The organism is Bradyrhizobium sp. BWA-3-5 (assembly GCF_032917985.1).
GTDB lineage: Bacteria > Pseudomonadota > Alphaproteobacteria > Rhizobiales > Xanthobacteraceae > Bradyrhizobium.
On sequence record NZ_CP136626.1, the window covers coordinates 2,696,562 to 2,717,139 of the forward strand.

The window sequence follows — 20,578 nt, forward strand, 5'->3', positions numbered from 1 at the left end:
GTTTGCTGGCTGCGCTGGGCGAGGGTGCCGCTGCACCGCGCAAAATTACCCCGAAATAGCACCGCAAATCGTATTCAGTCCCTCCATCACGCATTCCTACGATCTCGCCGATCGTCCCAGCGCCGTGCTAGGGTGGATTCTCGGCTGACCTACCCAATTTCCCTCTGACCACTGAATACAATGCTGACGCGTGCAAAGACCTTCCAGATGGCGGTTGTGTTGATTGCTGCGTTGCTGCCAGCATGCGCTGACGCGGAGGGGTTCGACACCGAGCATATCTTCGCCTTCATGATCGGCGCCGATGTCGGCACCCTCGGCGAGCGGGAGTTTCAAACCGAAACGACCGGGCGTTTCGGTAGAAGCGGCGGCACGTATCGTGCGGTCGGCCAGGAGCTCGAGCTGGAGTTCGTGCCTTTCAGGAATTTTCGCATCGAGGTGGGCTCAACGTTTGCGTCGCATTTCATCAGCGGCGTGCCGGGGATTGACGATCAGCGCCGGCTGTCGTGGCAGGGCGGGTCGATCGACTTTCGCTACCGCTTTCTGGATCGCGAAAGCGGGCCATTCGGGCTCACCTTCGCGACGGAGTTGCACGGGCATCGCGTCGATGAGACGACGGCAGAATCGGTCAGGAGCTTCGGGACCGAATTCAGGCTGGCATTCGACCGTGAGCTGGTGCCCGATCGGATCATCGCGGCCTTCAACCTGCTCTATGAGCCGGAATGGACGCGCGTTGTCGGCAGCGGCCTGATGGAAAAGGACTCCACCGCCGGCGCGGCGCTCGGCGTGCTGGCGCAGGTGCGCCCGGGCTTTCTGCTTGGCGGCGAGGCGCGGTATTTGCGAAAGTATGAAGGGATCGGCCTGGAGGAGCTGGCGGGGCAGGCGCTGTTCGTCGGTCCAACGGCGTATTTCCAACTCTCGAAGGCCTCGCGGCTGACGGCGAGCTGGAGCATTCAGGCGTGGGGACGTCCGGCGGGCTCGACGGCCAGCCTTGATCTCGTCAATTTCGACCGTCACCAGGCCCGGTTGGTATTTGGCGTGAACTTTTAGGAGCCGGGGAGGCCGCCCGGTTGGAGTTCCGGTCTTCACGCCGTAGTGAAACTTCCATTCGCCGGTTAGCGTATGTGTCCGTGTTATCCATTCAGGAACTGCTCAAAGGGATATCAGGCATGAACGCGATAGATTTGATCATAACCGTCTGTGCGTTGGCGTCGCCGACGACCTGCGAGGAAACCCATCTGGTCTTTTCTTCAGCCGTTTCGCCGCGGCAATGTGCCATGGCCGCGCAGCCCTACATCGCGCAGTGGATCGGCGAACATCCGAAATGGACCGCGGTCAAGTGGCGCTGCGAATATCCAAGCAATAACCAGAAGGCCTCTGGCGAGCCGGTTTGGTCGATGGTCTGAGTGCGATCAGCGACGCGGCTATTTATTGCAGTCTTTCAGGTCCTTGTCTGCGATTGAGAACACTGCATCGGCCCTGATCTCGATGTCTCGGACAAAGCAGTGCTTGGCGCCGCGATAGCCGACCTTGGCATCGTAGCGTCCCGGCTCGACGCCGGAGATGCGCAGGCGTTCGTCGTGATCGACTTCCTTGTCCTTGTCGTTCAGGGTCTGGTTGGGGCCCCAATCGTTTTTGCCGGCCGGAGAGAGCTGAAACTCCGAAATAGTGGCGCTGGTCAGGTTCCAAAGCCGGACGCCTTTTCCTTTCCCTTGGGCGGCGAGTTCATTGGCGCTAGCCGCCAAGAGCATCAAAGCCAGAATCCACCGCATCAGGCCATCCTTTCATCGTGGGCCGCGTGGACCCTCATTGCCTTAGTAAACGATCTCGATTTTTCGCCTTGTCGAAATTTTTCGCTTTGTCGAGTCCGACTGGACCGATCAACCGTGCTGAATCAAGATCGGCACCGTCGAAATCGGTATCGATGAAGGTGACGCCGGTCAGGTCGGCACCGCCGAGCTGGGCGCCCTTGAGCGAAGCGCCTGTGAGGTCGCCACCCCTGAGCACGGCGAATTCGAGGTCGACGCGCGACAGGTCAGCACCGCGGGCGTTGAGCCGCTCCAGATTGGCGGATCTGAGCACCGCGCGCATCAGGCCCATCGATTGGTTGCGCATGTCGGCGCCCAGATTGGCATCGGCGATCGAAGCCCCGACGAGGCTGGCGCCGCTCAGATCGGCGGCAACCCGCGCTCCTGACAGATCGGCGCCGTCGAGGCGGGCGCGAAGCATCTGCGTAGCGAACAGGTTTGCGCTCCTGAGGCTTGCACCGGTGAGATCGGCTTCCAGCAGCCATGCCTGGTCGAGGATGGCGCGATCAAGCTTGGCGCCGGCAAGTTTTGTCTTGTTGAGCTTGGCCGCGCGGAAGATCGCGCCGGACAAGTCAAGGCCGGACAGATCAAGGCCGGACATTCGTTTGGCGGTGAAATCGGCGGGCGCGGCGCTGGCCGCCGCCTTCAATGCGGCCTCGACCTCGCCGCGCGTCATCTCGGCCGAGACCATGTCTGGCGACAACAGGTCAACATGCCGCATCATGTCCTGCGCCGCCGCTGTCATGGCCGCAACAGCAAGACCAAGCAACGCGATTCCGATCGAGCGCTTCATCTTCAATCCCAATCGACGACGCATCCTAGCACCGGCGCCGGGCGCTGCCTATGAGGCAGCTTGGTCGGTGGACGAACCATTGATCCTCCGCATGATGTCCGCCCTGATCGCCGCGATCTCGGCTTCCCCACGGGCGCTTCGTGGCGTGCGTATCGGCAGGTCGGCGAGGACTCGAGCCGGCCGAGACGAGAGCAGGAGGACGCGGTCGCCGAGGCGGACCGCGTCATCCAAGTCGTGGGTGACCAGCAGGGCGATCATGGAGCGGCCTTCCATCAATATCGCGATCTCGTCGCGCAGTCGGGCGGCGAGGGCGACATCGAGCGAGGCGAGCGGTTCGTCGAGAATAAGCAGCTCCGGCTCGATGGCGAAGGCGCGGGCCAGCGCAACGCGCCGGGCGAGGCCGAGCGACAGCTCGCCGGGAAAATGGTTGCGATGCGCCTTCAGTTCCAGAATTTCGAAGAGGGCCGAAAGCTTCGCTTCGTCGGCGGCCGGCGCGGCAATGCGCACGTTGTCCTCGACCGACCGCCATGGCAGCAGCCGCGGCTCCTGAAACACAAAGCCGATCCGCGCGCCGGTGGGACGCGACACGCAGCCTTGGTAGTCGTGGTCGAGACCGGCGATAATCCGCAGCATCGTGCTCTTGCCACAGCCGGACGGACCGACCAGGACGCCAACCTCTCCCGCGTCGAGCGCAAAGCATGCGCCTGATATCACGTCGTGCTGTTCGCCCGCCGCGCTCCTGAACGTCTTGCCGGTGATCTCGACCTCAAGCCGCACGGGGACGCCACCGGGATGCCCGGGCCTCAAATGGCTGCACCAGCAAGGTTTCGATGAGGAGCACGATCGCGGCAAAGCTAAGCGAGTAGGCGAGCAACAGTGGAATGTCGAACAGCTGGAACGCCACGCCAATCTCGAAACCGACGCCGTTCGGACGTCCGAGCAATTCCGCGACAAGAACGATCTTCCAGACCAGCGAAAGGCCGGAGCGCGCGGCGGCTGCGACATAGGGCGACAGTTGCGGCAGAACGACGTGCCGGAATCTGCTCCAGCGTGGCAGGGCAAACATGCTCGCCATCTCGTCAAGCGCCGCGTCGAGGGCGCGTGCCCCCTCGCGCAGCGTCACCACGGCGGTCGGAAGCTTGTTGATGGCAATGGCGGCGATGGCGGCGACTTCCGTCAATCCCGCCCAGATATAGGCGAGCACGATGACAACCAACGCCGGCAGATTCAGCAGCAGGATCAGCCAGGGATCGCCGAGCCGGTCGGCAAGCCGCACCCGTCCCATCATGTAACCAATGGCGGCGCCCAGCGCCATGGCCAGCGTAAAGGCGAGCGTGACGCGCGCCAATGTCGCGCCGAGGTGCAGGAACAAGTCGCCTGATCTTGCTTCCGCGATCATGACCCTGAGCACCGTATCGGGCGGCGGCAGCTTTGCATCACCGGCTAGCAGCGCGGCGATCCACCACATGGTGAGGAACACGGCGAATGACAACAGGCGCGCCACCTCAGCCTCCAGGTATCGCGTGATAGAATGTCCCGGAAGCGAGCTCAGGCGCCGGTCCCACCAGTTCGGGCCCGCCGCTCTCGGCCAGCACGCGGTAGAGAATACGCGCATCGGCTTCCTCGTCGGCGACCGGACGACGCGGAATTCCCTCCCGATAGCGATCGCGATAGGCATGCAACGTTGCGGCGTCCGGGGCGCCGGTCAATGGCGCGATTTTCTCCCATTCTGCATCCGAGGTCGCCAGGATTTCCTTCGCCTTGCGGGCCATTGCGATGAAGCGGGCGACCTTGTCCTGGTTTGCATTCGCCCATTTTTCGTCGAAGACGTAGCCGAGCATCGCGGTGCGGCCTTTGGCGCCGAGCTTTGACAGCAGATCCTCAATGCCGGCGATACGGCGAAAGCCCTTTGCTTCCAGGCTCGCGCAGAAATTCCAGTAGTTCACGGTCGCATCCATTTCGCCGCTGAGCATCTTTGCGGTCAATAGCGGTGGCGCACCGTATGCGATTGTCGCATCCGACTTCAGGTCGATGCCTTCCTGTTTCAGCCGCGCTTGCAATAGCAGCCAGCTCTTGTCGATCGGGCCGCCCGCGACGGCGAGCTTGCGGCCCTTGAGATCGGCCAGGACCTTGATCGGCGAGGAGGCAGAGACCATCACGGCACCCAGCGCGCTCGAATAGGGGTAGAAGGTCAGCTTGGCGCCGAGGGCGCGCTCACGCGACACCCAAAGCCAGTCGGTGACGATAATGTCGGCATTGCCGGCGCGAAGCGCGATCTTGCCCGCCTCGGGGCTCGCCAGCTCGAGAACCTTGACCGAGAGGTCGGCCTGCTTGTCGAGGTCGTGCGCGCGGATTACCGCGAGTTCCCAGGCAAATGTTCCGGTCTTCTGCACCGCAACGCGCAGCTCATCGGCGCTGCAAAACGTGCCGGCCGCGATCCAGACAACTGTAGCAAGCAGCATGCGAACAAAATGCATCATGGGGCCTTGAACTGTTTCCTCGAGCGTCGGCTTTTCAACGGATCAGTCATAGCATAGCTTGCATGGTTAGCCGCTGGAGGAAAACGATGGCGCTGGTTGGATCGGTACGACGTATTGTCGCCGCGTTGATGGTGCTAGCGGCGATGGCGGTGATCGCGCACGCTCAGGATCTCAACGATTACCCGACGTCTGCGCGTGTCGAATACGTCTTCGGCTGCCTGAAAGCAAATGGCGAAACGCGGCAGGCGATCGAACAATGCTCCTGTTCGATCGACGTTCTGGCTTCGCTCCTGCCTTATCAACGCTATGTCACGGCTGAAACCGTGCTCAGCATGTCCCAGGTCCGGGGCGATATGGGAAGCCCATTCCGCACCTCCGAGCAGGCGGCGAGCGCGCTCAACGATCTCAGGCGCGCGCAGGCGGAAGCGGAAGTGCGCTGCTTCTAAGCGCCGCGCGTGCGGTGCCTGCATCACATCCCGGAATTGTCGACCTGCCATTCGCGCTGGAAGACGTGTCCCTCGGTATCCTTTGCTTCGGCTCGAAAATGCTTCGCGCCATTGGACACGTAGGTGAACCTGATATTGGGATCTTCCGAGATCGATATGCCGCCTTCCATGGTCAGGACGAGGCTGTCGTCCTGCCACAGCCGTAGCTCGTTGATGAAGAATGCCGGGACATATAGCTGCGTGAGCTGGTCCATCTGCAGGCCGGAATTGTTGGGATGTCCGATCATGATCTGGGCCTCGCGGGCGACGCTGGCAGGCCCTTCGCCGGCTTTCGCGAACTGCCGGTAGCGCATCTGGCCAAGCCTGGCTTTCGCCTCGTCGGCGTTCTTGGCGGCGGGCGCCGAACAGCCGCCGGACGCCTTCACATAGGTTTTCGCCATGTAAAGCTTGCCGTCCGAGAGTTCGGCGACCGCATGAACGTCGGTGTAATTGTTGACACGGACACGGGTGGAAATTTCAGAAACTTTCGCATCCGGTCCAAGCTGGAATTTGGCCGCCATCGGGGCGGGGTTCTGGTCAATGACCAGCGTAATGCTCCGCACCTGCCGGCTGTCGCCAGGCGAAAGCTTGCTGCGCAACGTGACCGGGACGATCGCGGCATCCTCGGCGCGAACGGGCATTTCAATGCCGATGACATCGCTGCCGTCGTTCATGGGGCGGTTGTCGAAGATGTCCTGGACCAGGCCCGGCCAGGGATCAGTCGTGTCCGGCGCGGCAAAAAGGGCCAGCGGTGCTGCGACCAGCACAAGGCCGGCGAGGCCGAACAGTCGGAAAAGAGACCCGGGCATGGTCACCACCTTCGCAGGGATGAAGCAACGGCGGCAATATAGGGCAATGCCCGCGCTATTCCCATTCAATTTCAGAGAATGCTGCGGTTGCGTTGCGGGCGTTGAAATCGTCAAATAATTCCCATCGCGGCCGCTCGGATACCGCCGCCGTTCTTGCCGCCGCCGCGATCGGCTCGCCACGGGCGACGAGCCCACGGATGTCGGAGGCCAGCGTTTCCAGATAGCGGCGCTCGTCGGCCAGAGCGGCCGGCCATCCACTCACCGGACCATGACCGGGAACCACGCGCTGCGCGGGAAGGGCGGCAAGTTCGCCGATGACACCGAGCCAACCGCGGATACTGCCGTCGAGCACCGGCGTATGGGTCAGAAACACCAGGTCGCCGGCAAAGAGGGTTCCGGACTTTTCGTCGAACACGGTGAGGTCGCAATCGCTATGCGCGGCCGGCCATGCCCGCACGAGGAGAGGGCGCGCGCCGAGATCGAGGGTGAGCGTTCTGCTCACGAGCAGGGTGGGTGGCACGATGCGTATTTCGTCGATCAGCTCATCGCCCATCGTGCGGCGAAACGCTTCCAGATAGAATTGCCCACGTGTGGCCAGCATACGCGGCAGGTTCGCGTGCCCGACAAAGGTCGCTCCATCCTGCACGAAAGCGCCGTTGCCGAAGATGTGATCGGGATGGCCGTGCGTGTTGATGACATAGCGGATCGGCTTGCCGGTCCGCGCGCGGATCGCGGCCATCAATTGCCGACCCTCGCGGAGGCTACCGCCCGTATCAATCACCGCGACGGAGTCTTCGCCAACGATGAATCCGACATTGGCGATCGCACCGGCGTTCTCGCGTGTCATCTGCGCGGTTTGGCCATTATGCACGAATACGCCATCTGCAACGGAATTGACGGGCAGCGGCTGTTGCTGCGCGAACGAGACGGTTGCTGAGGCGATCGTTGCGAGCGCGGCCAGGATCAATGTGGGATGCGCCATATTTCGGCCTTCGTCTCTTCGCGAAGCGCTGTCGGCAATTCGAATTCTCATCGTGCGCTGCGTTTGCGTCGCAGCACGGGCGACACGTTCGCCGGGATTATTCCTGTTGCGCGCCCTAATTGACAAGCATAGCATTTTGCCTGTCTGCGGCTTCAACGGAACTTCGTTCGTCGAGGTTGCCGATATCAATCTGCGAATTGGCAACAACGGCGAGCCGGAAGTGCAGCAGCTTTCAATGACATGTGCCAGACGGAAGTTTTGGCTGACGATCTCAACCTTGGCGGTGCTCGCGGTCATGTTCGGGCGCGACGTTGCGCTGGCGCAGATCAAGGAAGACGGCGATCTCTCGATCGAGCTGGTCGATCCCAAGGTGCTGCGCGTCTGCGCCGACCCGCACAATTTGCCGTTCTCCAACGACAAAGGGGAGGGCATCGAGAACAAGCTCGCCGAGCTGTTCGCCGAGAAGCTGCATAAGAAGCTGGACTATACGTATTTCCCGCAGGCGACCGGCTTCGTCCGGATGACGCTTGGCGCCCATCGCTGCGACGTCATCATGGGCTTTCCGCAGGGCGACGAACTGGTTCAGGGCACCAATCCCTATTACCGCACCGCCTATGCGCTGGTGGCCAAGCAGGGCAGCGGCCTTGAAAATGTAGATACGCTCGAAGACGAGCGGCTGAAAGGCAAGCATATCGGCATCGTGGCCGGCACGCCGCCCGCCACCAACATGGCCGTCAACGGGTTGATGGCGAATGCCAAGCCGTATCCGTTGATGGTCGATACCCGCCTGGATTCGTCGGCGGAAGCGATGATCGCCGACCTGACGTCGGGCAAGATCGACGCCGGCATTCTCTGGGGGCCGATGGCGGGCTTCCATGCGATGAAGGCAAATCCGCCGCTGCATGTCACGCCGCTGGTGAAGGAAAAGACCGGTCCGCGGCTGGCATTTCGCATCGGCATGGGCGTGCGCGCGGCAGACCAGAACTGGAAGCGATCGCTCAATCGCCTGATCCAGGAGAACCAGCCCGCCATCAACAAGATACTGTTGGATTTTGGTGTTCCCTTGCTGGATGAGAACGACCGGCCGATCGGCGCGGAGACAGCCACGAAAGCGCAATGAGAGAGGTGCTCGCAGGCCTGATCCTTGCGGCATTTGCCTTCGTCATCCCAGCGATCGCGCAGGGGAAACCTCCCGAGCCGGATGCGTATCGCATGGAAGACTACCGTGCGCCGGTTCCGGCGACCCTTGCGGGGGTGCGCGTTCTGACGACCGTGGAGGCCGAGGCGATCTGGCGGGCAAAGGCGGGCGTCTTCGTCGACGTCATGCCGCGTGCGCCAAAGCCGCCAAATCTTCCCGCAGGGACCATCTGGCGCGACCAGCCGCGGCTCAACATTCCCGGGAGCATCTGGCTGCCGGACACCGGCTACGGAAAACTCGCGGCGGTGACGGAGGATTACCTGAAACGCGGGCTTGTCCAGGCGACGGGGGGCAACAGCGCCGCACTGGTCGTGGTCTACTGCATGGCCGATTGCTGGATGTCATGGAATGCGGCAAAGCGTATCCGGACCTACGGCTATGCCAACGTGTCCTGGTACCCCGAGGGGACCGACGGCTGGGAACGGGCCGGCCTGGAATTGGTGGAGGCGCAACCCGTGCCGCGGACGGTCGAGGAGACCTCGTCGCCGCGCTAAAGCATGATGAGATCAGGTCCGCTCCGGTGCTTCGTTGAGCGCCCAGACAAAAATATCGAAAACAACCCCATGCACAGTAGCCGGCAACGGCCGGAGCAGCCCGGGCGACCGACTGAACCTGATCTCACCAGATCCTAGCTGCTATTCTATTTCCTGCTGAATCGTTCGGCCGAGGGCGAACAGACGCTGGTCGATCGCGGTCGGCACCTCGCAGACGAATTTGATGACGCCGCGCCGGTCTTCGAAGATGCGCGTCTGCCAGGTGAGCTGATTGCTGAGCTCGCCGATCTTGGCCTGGTCGCGCTGCGCTTCACCCTGGAGTGCCTGCAACGCGAGCGTATCGGTGCGAATCTTGTCCGCCGCCTCACGCTGCTTGCGGGTAGCGCGCTCTAGCCCGTTCATGACCTGGGACCGCTGGGCATTGAGCGTCTCGAACAGGCCGGCAAACAGCAGCTTTCCGCTTGTCGTCTTGTCGGACGCACTGTTCAGATATTCCGTGATCGCCTTTTGCGCTTCCTCGAGTGGGGTCCGCCTTGCCGCGAGTTTCGCGACCAGCGCGCTGACCTTGGCATCGTCCTTCCACTTGCCGGCAACGTCGTCGAGAGGCGGGCCGGCCCATACCGCGGCCAGCGAGATCTCCGGCACCTTGGCCTGGGTGCACGGCCAGTCCGGATAGCGCGGGTCGGCCGCGTGCACCGTGGTGCTCGTCGCCACAACGGCGAGACATAGGGCGATCGGGGTCCGATATTTCATGTTTCGCCTCCGGCCGGCCCGCGGCGGATCAGGCCACGCGATGGATCATATGCCAGGATGGCGCCGATCATGAATGCAATCGTGCAGCCACCGACGACCGCGAGCGCGATCCAGCTGATCTGTCCGTACAGTGCGAAGCGTATCAATTCCACGGCATGCGTAAACGGATTGAATTGGCAGACGTAGTAGAGCAGTGGGCTGCTCTCGAGGATGCGCCACAGCGGATAAAGCGCCGACGAGGCAAAGAACATCGGGAAGATGACAAAGTTCATCACACCTGCGAAGTTTTCGAGCTGCTTGATGCCCGACGAAATCAGCATCCCGAGCGCACCGAGCATCAGGCCTGACAGCACCAGCGCCGGCAGCACCGTGAGATAGCCTGACGGCGGTGGCGCAATATCCCAGAACCAGGCAATCATCAGGAAAGCATAGACCTGCAGCAGCGAGACGGCGGTTCCCGCCAGCAGCTTGCAGGAGAGCAGGAACCATCGCGGCAGCGGACTGACCAGCAGGGTTCGCATGTTGCCCATCTCGCGGTCGTAGACCATCGACAGCGAGGACTGCATGCCGTTGAAGAGCTGGATCATCGCCATCAGGCCGGGCGCTATATAGACCTCGTAGAGAATGTAGGTCTCGTAGGGCGGGATGATGGAAAGGCCGAGCACCTGGCGGAAGCCGGCAGCGAAGATGAACAGCCATACCAGCGGCCGCACCAGCGCAGAGATGAAGCGCTCACGCTGATGCAGGAAGCGAAGGGCCTCGCGCCACACGATGCCACTCAGGCAGGTGAAATATTCGGCGGACGAGAAGCCGGTTCTGGCGGGTGCGATGGCTTCGGATGTCATGGCGCCTGGCCTCCGTTCGGTCCGGCGGAGCCGGTCAGCCGCATGAAAGCCGTGTTGATGTCGCTGCCGCCGGCATCGGCAATGACGCGCGCTACCTTGCCTTTGGCCAATACACGGCCTTGATGCAGCACGACGAGATCGTCGCTCGCGCCGATCTCGTCGAACAGATGCGTCGCCCACAGTACGCCGATGCCCTGCTCGGCAACGAGCTGGCGGACATGGCTGAGGATATCCGCGCGCGCCTTGACGTCGAGGCCGACGGTGGCCTCGTCGAGCAGCAACAGACGCGGCCGGTGCAGCAGCGCCCGTGCAATTTCCAACCTTCGCATCTGGCCGCCGGAGAGGTCGCGCACCTTGCTGGCGGCGCGGTCGGCAAGGCCGATGCGCTCCAGCACCTCGTGGCTTCGCGCGCGGGCTTCGCGCCGGCCGATGCCGTGCAGGGCGGCATGATAGAGTAGGTTCTGCGTCACCGACAGATCGAGATCGAGCGTGCGCGGCTGAAACACCACGCCGAGCAGCCGCAAGGCTTCGCCGGGAGAACGCGCGATGTCGTGGCCGAAAATTCCGATATGTCCATGCTGGATGCCGAACAGCCGCGTAACAAGCGAGAACAGCGTGCTCTTGCCGGCGCCGTTCAGGCCGAGCAGCGCGGTGAAGCTCGCCGGGGCCACGGAAAAGCCGACGCCGATCAGGGCGCGCCGCGCGCCATAGGAATGGCTGACGCCGTCGATCGACAGCGCAGGCATCTCCGCGGCTTCATGCCGGGAAGGGATGTCCCGCGTATCTTGACCGGCGGAGGATGCGTCAGCGGCCATCATGGTTGTGCGATCGTGATTCCCCAGGGCAGCTCGCCGACCTGGATTGTCTTGATGACCTTTTGCGCGGCGACGTCGATCACCGAAACGTCGTTCGAAACGCCATTGGTGACCAGCAGATATTTCTCATCCGGCGTGAATGCCATGTGCCAGACCCGCTGACCCACCAGCAGGTACTTGGTGACCTTGTGGGTGGTGGCATCGACGACCGCGATCCGATTGGCCGGGCCGAGCGCGACGAACGCAGTCTTGCCATCCTTGGTCATGCCGATGCCGACCGGCTGGATGGCTTCGCTTCGCAGACCGGGAACCTCGAAAGTGATCTTTTTCGTCACCTCCCGCTTGGCCGGATCGATCACCGAAACGGTACCGCCGATCTCCGACGATATCCAAACTTCGGAATTGTCGCGCTTGAACTCGGCGAAACGCGGGCGCGCATCGACCAGCACGTTGGCGACGATCTGGCGCGTCGTGGTGTCGATGAAATGCGCCATGTTGGTGGTTTCGGACGTATTGATCAGGGTCTTGCCGTCCGGGCTGAGGGCCATGCCCTCCGGCTCGACACCGACCTGAATTTCGCCGAGCCGGGCGCGCTTCTCGACGTCGATGATGGTCACCGTGTTGTCATTCTCGTTGGCGACGTAGAGGAGCTTGCCATCGGCATCGAGCGCGAACAGTTCGGGGTCAGGACCGGAGGGCAGGGTGTCGACGACCTCCTGCCTGGCGACGTCGATGACCTGGATACTGTCGTCGTCGCCGACGGCTACGAACACGAACTTGCCGTCCCTGGTGAACTCGATACCGCGTGGCCGCTGGCCGACCTTGATGGTCTTGGTGACGGTCCAGCTATTCGTATCGATCACCGATACGGTGTTGCCTTTCTCATTGGAGACATAGGCGATGAAGGCCGAGGCGGGGACCGCGGTCGCGAGCCAGATGGCCATTCCGGAAACGAGGCAACATCGCCACATCTGCAATCTCTCCTCCCTCAGCGCAGCTTGCACTTGGTTTCGGGGCGGTCGACACCCAGCGTATCGAGTTCCGATACCTGGTGCAAAAATCCCTCCTGCGGCGAAACCGACACCACCATGCGTCCATCGACCAGCAGGATCGGCTGACGAAGCTGCAGATTCCAGTCGCGCAGGGTCAGCCGCCGGCCCTTGAACGCAGCGATCGAAAAATCGGGCCCCTTGAGGAAGTCAGCTACCGCCTTCGGATCGCCGGACCTGGTGCGCGACGCCGCTTCCCCGATCATGCGCGTGGCCGTCCATGCCTGCATGTCCAATGCGGTCATCTGCCGCGAGTTCAACTTGACGAACCGGTTCTGGATTTGGACCGCGCCCCATTGATCCTGCGCGGCGTGCCAGCTGGTCGGAACCAGCCCCGCCGAGCCGGCAACCGGGCGCGGATCCCAGGTGCGGTAGGGCAGATAAGCGGCGAACACCTCGCTTTCGTCGGCGGCAACGAGCACGTCATAAGCCGGCGCCTGCTGGGTGAACACCGGCATCTGCCGCTGGATCAGCGTGACGCCGCTGTCGGTGCGCCGCGCGCCGCCGGTGTCCTCGAAGACTCGTTCCTGAACGATCTTGGCGCCGAAGCGCGTTGCCGCGCGGCGCAGGGCCTCGGCATAGAGCTTGTCCTGGTCATGCGAGCCGACGACGAACAGCCAGCGCTTCCATTGCTTCCATACCAGATATTGCGCGAGCGCATCCGCAAGCATGGAGCGCGTTGGCGCGACATGGATGACATTGGCGCGACAATCCTGCTCGCGGAGCCGATCGTCGATCGCACCGGCATTGAGCAGCAGCGTTCCGCGATCGCGCAGCGCGTCGGCGGCCTTCAAGAGATCGTCCGCCGAAAGATCGGCGATGATGAAGGCATTTCGCTCGGCGAGCGCCGCGGCCGCCTTGGCAACATCCTCATTGTCCTTGAGCCGGACTTCCTCCAGCTTGAACTGCTGATTGAGGAACTTGCCTGTGGTGTTGTTGTCCTCGATGGCGAGGCGGGCGCCGGCGACCCCGTCATTCTCGGCCGGCAGCTCGACCAGCGACAATTTCGGCCTGACGCCGGCATTGCCGAGATAGCCGATGCCGATCTCGACCGGGTCGGCCGCGCGCACAGGGGTGGCTGCGATGCTCAAGCAGGTCACAGCGACCACCCATCGGATCATGGTTTCTCCCTGATAGGTCCTCTCGATTTCACGGGAGGGAGGGCCTTGTGGCTTGAACCATGACCGAATTGTCTTGGCTTGCAACTCAATTCTGCCCGCGGCGTTTCAGCCCGTCAGGCGCTCGGCGTGCCAACGCAGATGGTCAGCCATGAAGGTGGAGATGAAGTAGTAGCTATGGTCATAGCCGGACTGTCGCCGCAGGGTGAGGGGGATGTTCGCTTTCTCGCACGCGACCTGCAGCAGTTCCGGCCGCAGCTGCTCGGTGAGAAATTGATCGGCATCGCCGTAATCGACGAGTAGACCGGGCACCCTCGCGCCATCCTCGATCAGTGCGACGGCATCGTGCTTGCGCCATGCTTGACGATCGCTGCCGAGATAACCGCCGAGCGCCTTGATGCCCCACGGCACCTGCGAGGGCGCAACGATCGGCGCAAATGCGCTGGCCGCGCGATAGCGGCCGGGATGGCGCAGCGCGACGGTCAGTGCGCCGTGACCGCCCATGGAGTGGCCAAGAATGGATTGCCTGGCAGAATCGACGGGAAAATGTTCGCCGATCAGTTTTGGCAATTCATCCGTGACATAGCTCCACATGCGATAATTGCGGGCAAACGGCTCGCGCGTCGCATCGACGTAGAAGCCTGCACCAAGTCCGAAATCATAGGCATTGGCGGGATCGCCGGGCACGCCTTCGCCGCGCGGGCTGGTGTCGGGCGCAACGAAGATCAGCCCGAGCTCGGCGCAGGCGCTGCGGAATTCACCTTTCTCCGTCACGTTGGCGTGCGTGCAAGTCAGGCCGGAGAGATAGTAGACCACGGGCAGCTTGGCGCCCGCATTGTGCTGGGGGACATAGACCGAAAAGGTCATTTCGGTCTGCGTCTCGCGGCTGGCGTGCCGGTAGACACCCTGAATGCCGTCATGGGCCTTGTTGGTCGAAACGGTTTGAATTGTCATGCCTCTGCCACTTTAGCGCTGCGCTGTCGTTAACCGACGCCGTTCGTGATGGCCAGCCGCACCAGTTCGGCAGAGGTTCGTACGCCGAGTTTCTGGCGCATGATCGACGACGTGTTGGCGACCGTCTTGTACGAGGAGTGGACCAGCCAGGCGATCTCAGAGAGGCTTTTGCCTGCACTGAGTAGCCGTAATATCTCCATCTCGCGCGAGGTCAGCTTCGAGAGCGGGCTCTGTGAGAACGAAGCGCCGGCGAAGGCAATGCTCCGCGCCATGGCGGGCGGGAGATAAACGCCGCCATCTCCGACCTCGCGAATGGCCTCGACGAGGTCTTGCGGATCTCCCGTCTTGGACACGTACCCCTTGGCGCCGACTTCGATGGCGCGCTTGGCGAATACCGGGTCGTCATTCATGCTGAACATGATGATGCGCGCGGACGTATCGTGTCCGAGGATGCGCCTTGCCAACTCAAACCCGGATACCGTCGGCAAGTTGATGTCAAGCACCGAGATGTCCGGGTGCTGTTCACTGAATACGCGCTCGCCGCTCTCTGCGTCGGCGGCTTCCAATATGTCGATGCCGGGATCATCCGCAAACAACGCACGGCAGCCCGAAGCAACGATGCGATGATCATCGACGATCAGAACGCGCATTGGTCGGCTCCCGATAGCTGCGTCAATTCACTTGCTGCACCGCATCAGATCACCGCCGCCGCGAAGCTCACCCATCGACGGATTGTGTAACCCGCGCAATGTTGCTGTACGGTTCGATTAGATAGCCGCCTTCTTCTATCTGTCAACGCTTCCTTCGGCGGAACCGTAGGCACCGTACTCGTGGACACCAGCCATGTGGCAACGATTTTCATTACGCGCCCGGATCAACCTGCTGCTTGCGCTCGTCCTCACACTGGGGCTGGCCATCAACATTGCGCGTCTTGTTCTCGAAGCGGGGCCGCGTGTTCAGGCCGAGGATCAGAGCGTCACGAGGCTGGCGCGCGAATTCGTCGAAACCATTGTAGCAGGGCTGGACGAGGCACCGGACCCCGATGCACGTTTGACCCAAATCGTTCGCGACCTCAACCGGCTTCGTCACGTCAGCATCACGCGGCAGGGTGATACGGCCGAGGTATCTGGAAACAGGGAGCGTTCAGGCGGTGGCGATGATGCGCGCTCGCCTCCGGCGTGGTTCGTCGCGCTTGTTCATCCTGAAAAGACGACCGTTACCGTGCCAATTTCGGTCAAGGGAAGGCCGGGCGCGCTCCTGATCACCTCTCATCCGAACGATGAGATGAGCGAGATCTGGGATGGCATTGTCTCCCAGCTCCAGATCGGCTCGGTGATAGCAATCATTCTGTTTCTCATCACCAGTAGGGTCGTCGGCCGGGCGCTGGCGCCGATCGAGACGCTTTCCGGCGCGATGACGAAGATCGAGGCGGGGAGCTACGACACACGCGTAAAGCCGGATGGGCCGCCGGAGCTGGCTGCGATCTGCGACAAGCTTAATCATCTTGCGGCGACGCTGGGCAATGCGGTCGACGACAAAAGACGCCTGGCCGAGCGCGTCGTCTCATTGCAGGACGTCGAACGAAAGGAGATTGCACGCGAGCTGCACGACGAGTTTGGGCCGCATCTGTTTGCCTTGCGGGCGCACGCCAGCGCACTGACGCGGACGGCGGACGCGGGAGAGCCGAATCTGGAAGCCAAGCGAAAGCATGGCGCTGCCATTCTGGAGCAGGTGAATGCCCTGCAACAAACCAACCGGCGGGTCCTCGAAAAGCTGCGGCCGGTGGGGCTGACCGAACTCGGGCTCCGCGATGCGCTCGGAGCACTGCTACGTCTGTGGGGCGAGTCGCATCCAGATGTCGCGATCCAAACGTCGATTTCGCCATCGCTCGGCGAGAGCGGGGAGACCGCCGACCTGACGATCTATCGCACCATCCAGGAAGCGCTGACCAACGTGTTTCGTCACGCCGGCGCGACCCGCGTCAACGTCACCGTCGAACCGACCGAGCTATCGCCGGGACCGACGCGCGACAGCCGGAGCGGCGCGCGGGTGCGTATCAGCGACAATGGCGGCGGATTGCGGCCGGATCACAAGCTCGGCTTCGGGCTCACGGGCATGCGCGAGCGCATTCTGGCCCTGGGGGGCTCGCTCACGATTGCTTCCGGCGACGGCGGCGTCACCGTGGAAGCCGTGATTCCCAGCGACGGGCACGGCTGAGCCGGGAATTTTTCCCGGTTCTATCCGGGAAAAGAAATACCGGGCAAACGAGACGTTTTGAATGGTGCGCAACCTGATCGGCGCGCCTTAAGATCATCCGCAACCAACCGGCGGGGTATCAGTGCGGCCGGAAGGGAATGGGGATGGAATGCAATGGGTGCTCGGTGCCTAATCGTCGGGACGACGATATCGCTGTGTCTGGTTCCGGGGAACGAAGGCGCTCGGGCCCAGGCCGCATCCGGTGATAGCGAGGTCTTGCCAGCCATCGAGGTGGTCGCTCCGACGACGAGCGCCAAGCCAACCCGCAGCCGAGGCGCTCCGCGCGCCGTACCCCGAAATGTGCGCAGGGTTTATGTCTATCCAACCGCGCCAACGCCGACGGCCGGCTCGGGAACGGATGTCGACAAGGTGCCGGCCGCCATCAACGCCGTTGGTGCCGCGCAGATCGCGCGAACGGGCTCGCTCAACATTGCGGACGCATTGCAGCAGCAGGTGCCGGGCATCAACACCAGCGGTACGACGGGCAACCCGTTTCAGCCGGATATCGAGTTTCGCGGCTTTGTCGCATCTCCGGTGGCCGGCACACCGCAGGGGCTGGCGGTCTACCAGAATGGGGCGCGCATCAACGAAGCCTTTGGCGACACCGTTAACTGGGACCTGATCCCCACGGCCGCGATCAGGTCGGTAACAGTCGTGACCAATAACCCGGCATTCGGCCTCAATGCGCTTGGCGGCGCCGTCAACGTACTGATGAAGGACGGCTTCAACTACAAGGGGGCTGAAATCAACACGATGGGCGGCTCGTTCGGACGCATCCAGAGTTCGGCGCAGTATGGTCAGCAGTACGGCAATTGGTCGGTCTACGGCGCGCTCGAAGGCCTGCGCGACAACGGCTATCGCAATTTCTCGCAATCGGAAATCCGTCGCTTTTATGGAGACGTCGGCTACCGGACGGATGCCAGTGAGTTCCACCTCAACTTCGGTGTCGCCAAGAACAATTTCGGCGCGACTGCCGCGGTCCCCGTGGAATTGCTGCAGAACTATTGGGGCGCGACCTATACGACGCCGCAAACCCATGACAATCGCGTGGCCTACGCCAATTTGACTGGAAAGGTCGAGGTGACGCCGACCTGGACGATCGAAGGATCGGCGCGCGTCCGCAGATACCAGCAGAAGACGGTGGACGGAAATCCGACAGAGACCGAGCGGTGCGCGCCCCCTGATGACGCCTTGCTTTGCTTCAACAGCGACACCTCGTTTGCCAACGGCGTCAACGGAGTTCCGATCGTAAATCCGTTCCCCGCCGATGCCGTGTTGGGGCAGATCGATCGGACGACCACCCGCTCGACGACGACCGGGGCGACTCTGCAGGCGACCAATACGGACCAGCTGTTCGGCCACAACAACCAGTTCATGGTCGGCGCCAGTTTCGACTCCGGCGTCACCCGCTTCGGGGCGACCGCCGAACTGGGCACGATCGGCTCAAGCTACGTCGTCAGCGGCAGTGGCATATTCCTTGGCCGATCGGGTGAGCCGATTTCGATCGGTCCGGTCTCCCTGCGAGCCACCAACCGCTACACCGGCCTCTATGCGGTCGACACGTTCGACGTAACGGACCGCTTCTCCATCTCGGGCGGCGGCCGGTTCAACTATGCCAGCATCAACCTTCAAGATCTGATCGGTACCGATCTTAACGGCAGCCATACGTTCAGCCGCTTCAATCCCATGATCGGCGGCACCTACAAGATCACTCCGGAATTGACCGCCTATGCCGGATATTCAGAGGCGAATCGGGCGCCAACCCCGCTGGAACTCGCGTGCGCCGATCCGGCGCGCCCCTGTATCGTCGGCGCCTTCCTGATCGCGGACCCGCCACTGAAGCAGGTCGTGTCGCGAACCGTCGAGGCAGGCTTCCGCGGCACCAAGGAGCTGAATGTTGGAACGCTCGGATGGAAAATCGGTGCGTTCCGCGCCACCAATGCCGACGACATCCTGGCGATCCCGAGCCAGCTGCAGGGTTTTGGCTACTTCCAGAACGTCGGCAGCACGCGGCGTCAGGGCATCGAGGCGCAGGTCAATCTGACGTCGAAGACGCTGCAGCTCTATGCCAGCTATGCCCTCGTGGATGCACGCTTCCTCGACGTCTTGCAGCTCAACTCTCACAGCCCGTTCGCCGATCCAACGACCGGCCTTATCCAGGTCCTGCCCGGCAACCGAATTCCGGCGATCCCCCGCAACCGGGTCAAGCTTGGCTTCGACTATGCAGTCACCGATGCCTTCAAGATCGGCGGCGATGCGTTGTTCGTCGGCAGCCAGTATTTTGTTGGCGATGAATCCAACCAGGCGGCGAGGCTGCCTGGGTATGCGGTTTTCAACGCGCACGCCTCGTATCAGATCAACAAGACGTATCAGATCTATGGCCGCGTCGATAATATCTTCGACAATCGCTACGCGACCTATGGGACGTTCTTCGAGACCGGCAATGTGCCCAATTTCGCCAATGGCGGTTTGGATTTCACGGACCCTCGTTCTGTGAGCCCGGCGCGGCCACGCGCGTTTTACGCGGGGCTGAAGGCAACCTTCTAGCCTCAGGTTTTCGGGTGTGAGCGGATTGATGTCTCAGGTGCGGTGCCGGCAGACCGCCAGGTGGCGCTATGTTCAGGACGCGTCCGGCACCGAATCGTTGGCGTGCGCCTTATGGATGGCTGACGGCACGACCCCGAAATGCTTGCGGAACACGCGGCTGAAATGCGACGAGCTCGAAAAGCCCCACGAAAACGCGACATCCGTGATCGTCTTTCCGTGCTGGGTCTCCAGCTCCTGCCGGCAATGCAGCAGTCGCGCGCGCCAGATGTAGTCGCTGACCGTCATGCCCTTGTCGCTGAACAGCATGTGCAGGTAGCGCTTGGTGCAGCCGAGCGCCGCCGAGATCTGGTCGATGGACAACTCCGGATCACGCAAGTGCTCGCGGATGAAGGCTTGCGCGCGAATGTACATCGCCTCAGGGCCGACGCGATCGAACATCGTGTCGGCTTCGCGTAGGGGCAGCAGCAACAGATCGATCAGCGAATCGGCAACCCCGATGGCGTTATAGGGCGACAACCTTTTCGCTTCGTCGAACGCGGTGTGCACGAAGTCGTAGGCGATACGGCCGGTGCCGTTACGCGCGGAGAGCTTGCACGGCAGCATCTTCGCCGTACGGAAGCCCCGTTCGTGAAGCAGTTCCTTGGGAACGATCACGACCTCATGCCGTGTCAGCGATGGACTGATGATCGTATGCGGACAGGAGACGTCATAGGCGAGGCAGTCGCCGGGCATGATGTCCATGCGACGGCCAGCCTGTTCGAAATGCGAGATGCCGTAGGTCTGGAACAATATCTTGACGTAGGGATGTTCACTCAGCTTCGTGCCCGAGATGGTGTGGGCGATGCGATGCTGGCTTGCCTCGATCTGGCACAGCTTCAGCTGCGACACCGTGGTGTAATTGATCCTTCCCTCCAGCGAGGAACCTTCGAGCGGATCGACGTCAAACTGGCCACAGAGATCCGTCAGTGCGTCTGACCAAGTTTGGATCTGCTTTTTCGGCGCTAATCCGGAAGTGCTGAGTGAACGAACTGTATCAGACATTGCCCAGCCACCGATTTGAGAACAGGCTACAACCTCCGCCAAGGCGTCGGTCAGATGGTCGTGAGATTTGGTCCCAATTTTGACAGTCGTTCGGGAAGTAGCGCAGATTCTTCCCAATATCCCTTTGACAATCCTCCAACTTAGTTTTGACGGC

General features: G+C 62.2%; 22 protein-coding genes. 7 read left to right on the forward strand and 15 right to left on the reverse strand.

The features are described from left to right. The first annotated feature begins 180 nt into the window (after positions 1 to 180). Entirely contained in the window at positions 181 to 1,047 is an 867-nt protein-coding gene (locus tag RX331_RS12795; protein WP_317256910.1) for a hypothetical protein, read from the forward strand. A gap of 119 nt (positions 1,048 to 1,166) precedes the next feature. After that, positions 1,167 to 1,403 carry a hypothetical protein gene (locus RX331_RS12800; RefSeq protein ID WP_317256911.1) on the forward strand — a complete coding sequence of 79 codons (237 nt, stop codon included), beginning with the start codon at positions 1,167 to 1,169 and terminating at the stop codon, positions 1,401 to 1,403. Positions 1,404 to 1,421: 18 nt separating this feature from the next. Here the strand turns inward: RX331_RS12800 and RX331_RS12805 are convergent, their stop codons facing one another. Genes RX331_RS12805 through RX331_RS12825 form a run of 5 tightly spaced genes read right to left on the reverse strand, consistent with a single transcriptional unit; the run spans position 1,422 to position 5,060 of the window. After that, positions 1,422 to 1,769: a hypothetical protein gene (locus RX331_RS12805; RefSeq protein WP_317256912.1), complete on the reverse strand. Its 348-nt coding sequence runs from the start codon at positions 1,767 to 1,769 to the stop codon at positions 1,422 to 1,424. 34 nt (positions 1,770 to 1,803) lie between these two features. Continuing rightward, on the reverse strand, positions 1,804 to 2,598 hold the full coding sequence (locus RX331_RS12810) for a pentapeptide repeat-containing protein (protein WP_317256913.1): 795 nt from the start codon (positions 2,596 to 2,598) through the stop codon (positions 1,804 to 1,806). A 48-nt stretch (positions 2,599 to 2,646) separates the two neighbouring features. After that, entirely contained in the window at positions 2,647 to 3,375 is a 729-nt protein-coding gene (locus RX331_RS12815; RefSeq protein ID WP_317256914.1) for an ABC transporter ATP-binding protein, read from the reverse strand. Beyond that, positions 3,365 to 4,102: an ABC transporter permease gene (locus RX331_RS12820; RefSeq protein ID WP_317256915.1), complete on the reverse strand. Its 738-nt coding sequence runs from the start codon at positions 4,100 to 4,102 to the stop codon at positions 3,365 to 3,367. The genes RX331_RS12815 and RX331_RS12820 overlap by 11 nt, the downstream gene beginning before the upstream one ends. Position 4,103: 1 nt before the next feature. Next, positions 4,104 to 5,060: an ABC transporter substrate-binding protein gene (locus tag RX331_RS12825; protein ID WP_410708275.1), complete on the reverse strand. Its 957-nt coding sequence runs from the start codon at positions 5,058 to 5,060 to the stop codon at positions 4,104 to 4,106. A gap of 104 nt (positions 5,061 to 5,164) precedes the next feature. Here RX331_RS12825 and RX331_RS12830 point away from each other — a divergent pair, with 104 nt between their 5' ends. Next, positions 5,165 to 5,524, forward strand: a complete 360-nt coding sequence (locus RX331_RS12830) for a hypothetical protein (protein ID WP_317256916.1) — start codon at positions 5,165 to 5,167, stop codon at positions 5,522 to 5,524. A gap of 23 nt (positions 5,525 to 5,547) precedes the next feature. Here RX331_RS12830 and RX331_RS12835 read toward each other — a convergent pair whose 3' ends face one another. Both RX331_RS12835 and RX331_RS12840 read right to left on the reverse strand, forming a co-directional pair. Continuing rightward, positions 5,548 to 6,372, reverse strand: a complete 825-nt coding sequence (locus RX331_RS12835; RefSeq protein WP_317256917.1) for a quinoprotein dehydrogenase-associated SoxYZ-like carrier — start codon at positions 6,370 to 6,372, stop codon at positions 5,548 to 5,550. A gap of 55 nt (positions 6,373 to 6,427) precedes the next feature. Further along, entirely contained in the window at positions 6,428 to 7,354 is a 927-nt protein-coding gene (locus tag RX331_RS12840) for a quinoprotein relay system zinc metallohydrolase 2 (RefSeq protein ID WP_317258111.1), read from the reverse strand. A 295-nt stretch (positions 7,355 to 7,649) separates the two neighbouring features. Here RX331_RS12840 and RX331_RS12845 point away from each other — a divergent pair, with 295 nt between their 5' ends. Further along, entirely contained in the window at positions 7,650 to 8,474 is an 825-nt protein-coding gene (locus RX331_RS12845; protein WP_317258112.1) for a substrate-binding domain-containing protein, read from the forward strand. Further along, positions 8,471 to 9,046: a PQQ-dependent catabolism-associated CXXCW motif protein gene (locus tag RX331_RS12850; RefSeq protein WP_317256918.1), complete on the forward strand. Its 576-nt coding sequence runs from the start codon at positions 8,471 to 8,473 to the stop codon at positions 9,044 to 9,046. The genes RX331_RS12845 and RX331_RS12850 overlap by 4 nt, the downstream gene beginning before the upstream one ends. Before the next feature lie 141 nt (positions 9,047 to 9,187). Here the strand turns inward: RX331_RS12850 and RX331_RS12855 are convergent, their stop codons facing one another. From RX331_RS12855 to RX331_RS12885, 7 genes are all read right to left on the reverse strand, one after another. After that, positions 9,188 to 9,799: a hypothetical protein gene (locus tag RX331_RS12855; RefSeq protein WP_317256919.1), complete on the reverse strand. Its 612-nt coding sequence runs from the start codon at positions 9,797 to 9,799 to the stop codon at positions 9,188 to 9,190. Continuing rightward, a complete protein-coding gene (locus RX331_RS12860; protein ID WP_317256920.1) occupies positions 9,796 to 10,644 on the reverse strand; it encodes an ABC transporter permease in 849 nt (282 codons plus the stop codon). The genes RX331_RS12855 and RX331_RS12860 overlap by 4 nt, the downstream gene beginning before the upstream one ends. Beyond that, positions 10,641 to 11,390: an ABC transporter ATP-binding protein gene (locus tag RX331_RS12865; RefSeq protein WP_317258113.1), complete on the reverse strand. Its 750-nt coding sequence runs from the start codon at positions 11,388 to 11,390 to the stop codon at positions 10,641 to 10,643. Before RX331_RS12865 ends, RX331_RS12860 begins: the two co-directional genes overlap by 4 nt. A 68-nt stretch (positions 11,391 to 11,458) precedes the next feature. After that, positions 11,459 to 12,403 carry a YVTN family beta-propeller repeat protein gene (locus RX331_RS12870; protein WP_317256921.1) on the reverse strand — a complete coding sequence of 315 codons (945 nt, stop codon included), beginning with the start codon at positions 12,401 to 12,403 and terminating at the stop codon, positions 11,459 to 11,461. Between the two features lie 44 nt (positions 12,404 to 12,447). Continuing rightward, positions 12,448 to 13,629 carry an ABC transporter substrate-binding protein gene (locus tag RX331_RS12875; protein ID WP_317256922.1) on the reverse strand — a complete coding sequence of 394 codons (1,182 nt, stop codon included), beginning with the start codon at positions 13,627 to 13,629 and terminating at the stop codon, positions 12,448 to 12,450. Positions 13,630 to 13,734: 105 nt separating this feature from the next. Continuing rightward, entirely contained in the window at positions 13,735 to 14,580 is an 846-nt protein-coding gene (gene fghA, locus RX331_RS12880) for an S-formylglutathione hydrolase (RefSeq protein ID WP_317256923.1), read from the reverse strand. A 29-nt stretch (positions 14,581 to 14,609) separates the two neighbouring features. Next, complete coding sequence (locus RX331_RS12885; protein ID WP_317256924.1) at positions 14,610 to 15,230, reverse strand: response regulator transcription factor; 621 nt, start codon at positions 15,228 to 15,230, stop codon at positions 14,610 to 14,612. Positions 15,231 to 15,423: 193 nt separating this feature from the next. Here RX331_RS12885 and RX331_RS12890 point away from each other — a divergent pair, with 193 nt between their 5' ends. Next, on the forward strand, positions 15,424 to 16,797 hold the full coding sequence (locus RX331_RS12890) for a histidine kinase (RefSeq protein ID WP_317256925.1): 1,374 nt from the start codon (positions 15,424 to 15,426) through the stop codon (positions 16,795 to 16,797). A 153-nt stretch (positions 16,798 to 16,950) separates the two neighbouring features. Then, positions 16,951 to 19,383: a TonB-dependent receptor gene (locus RX331_RS12895; protein ID WP_410708189.1), complete on the forward strand. Its 2,433-nt coding sequence runs from the start codon at positions 16,951 to 16,953 to the stop codon at positions 19,381 to 19,383. 72 nt (positions 19,384 to 19,455) lie between these two features. Here the strand turns inward: RX331_RS12895 and RX331_RS12900 are convergent, their stop codons facing one another. Then, on the reverse strand, positions 19,456 to 20,424 hold the full coding sequence (locus RX331_RS12900) for a helix-turn-helix domain-containing protein (protein WP_317258114.1): 969 nt from the start codon (positions 20,422 to 20,424) through the stop codon (positions 19,456 to 19,458). Between the last annotated feature and the right edge of the window lie 154 nt (positions 20,425 to 20,578).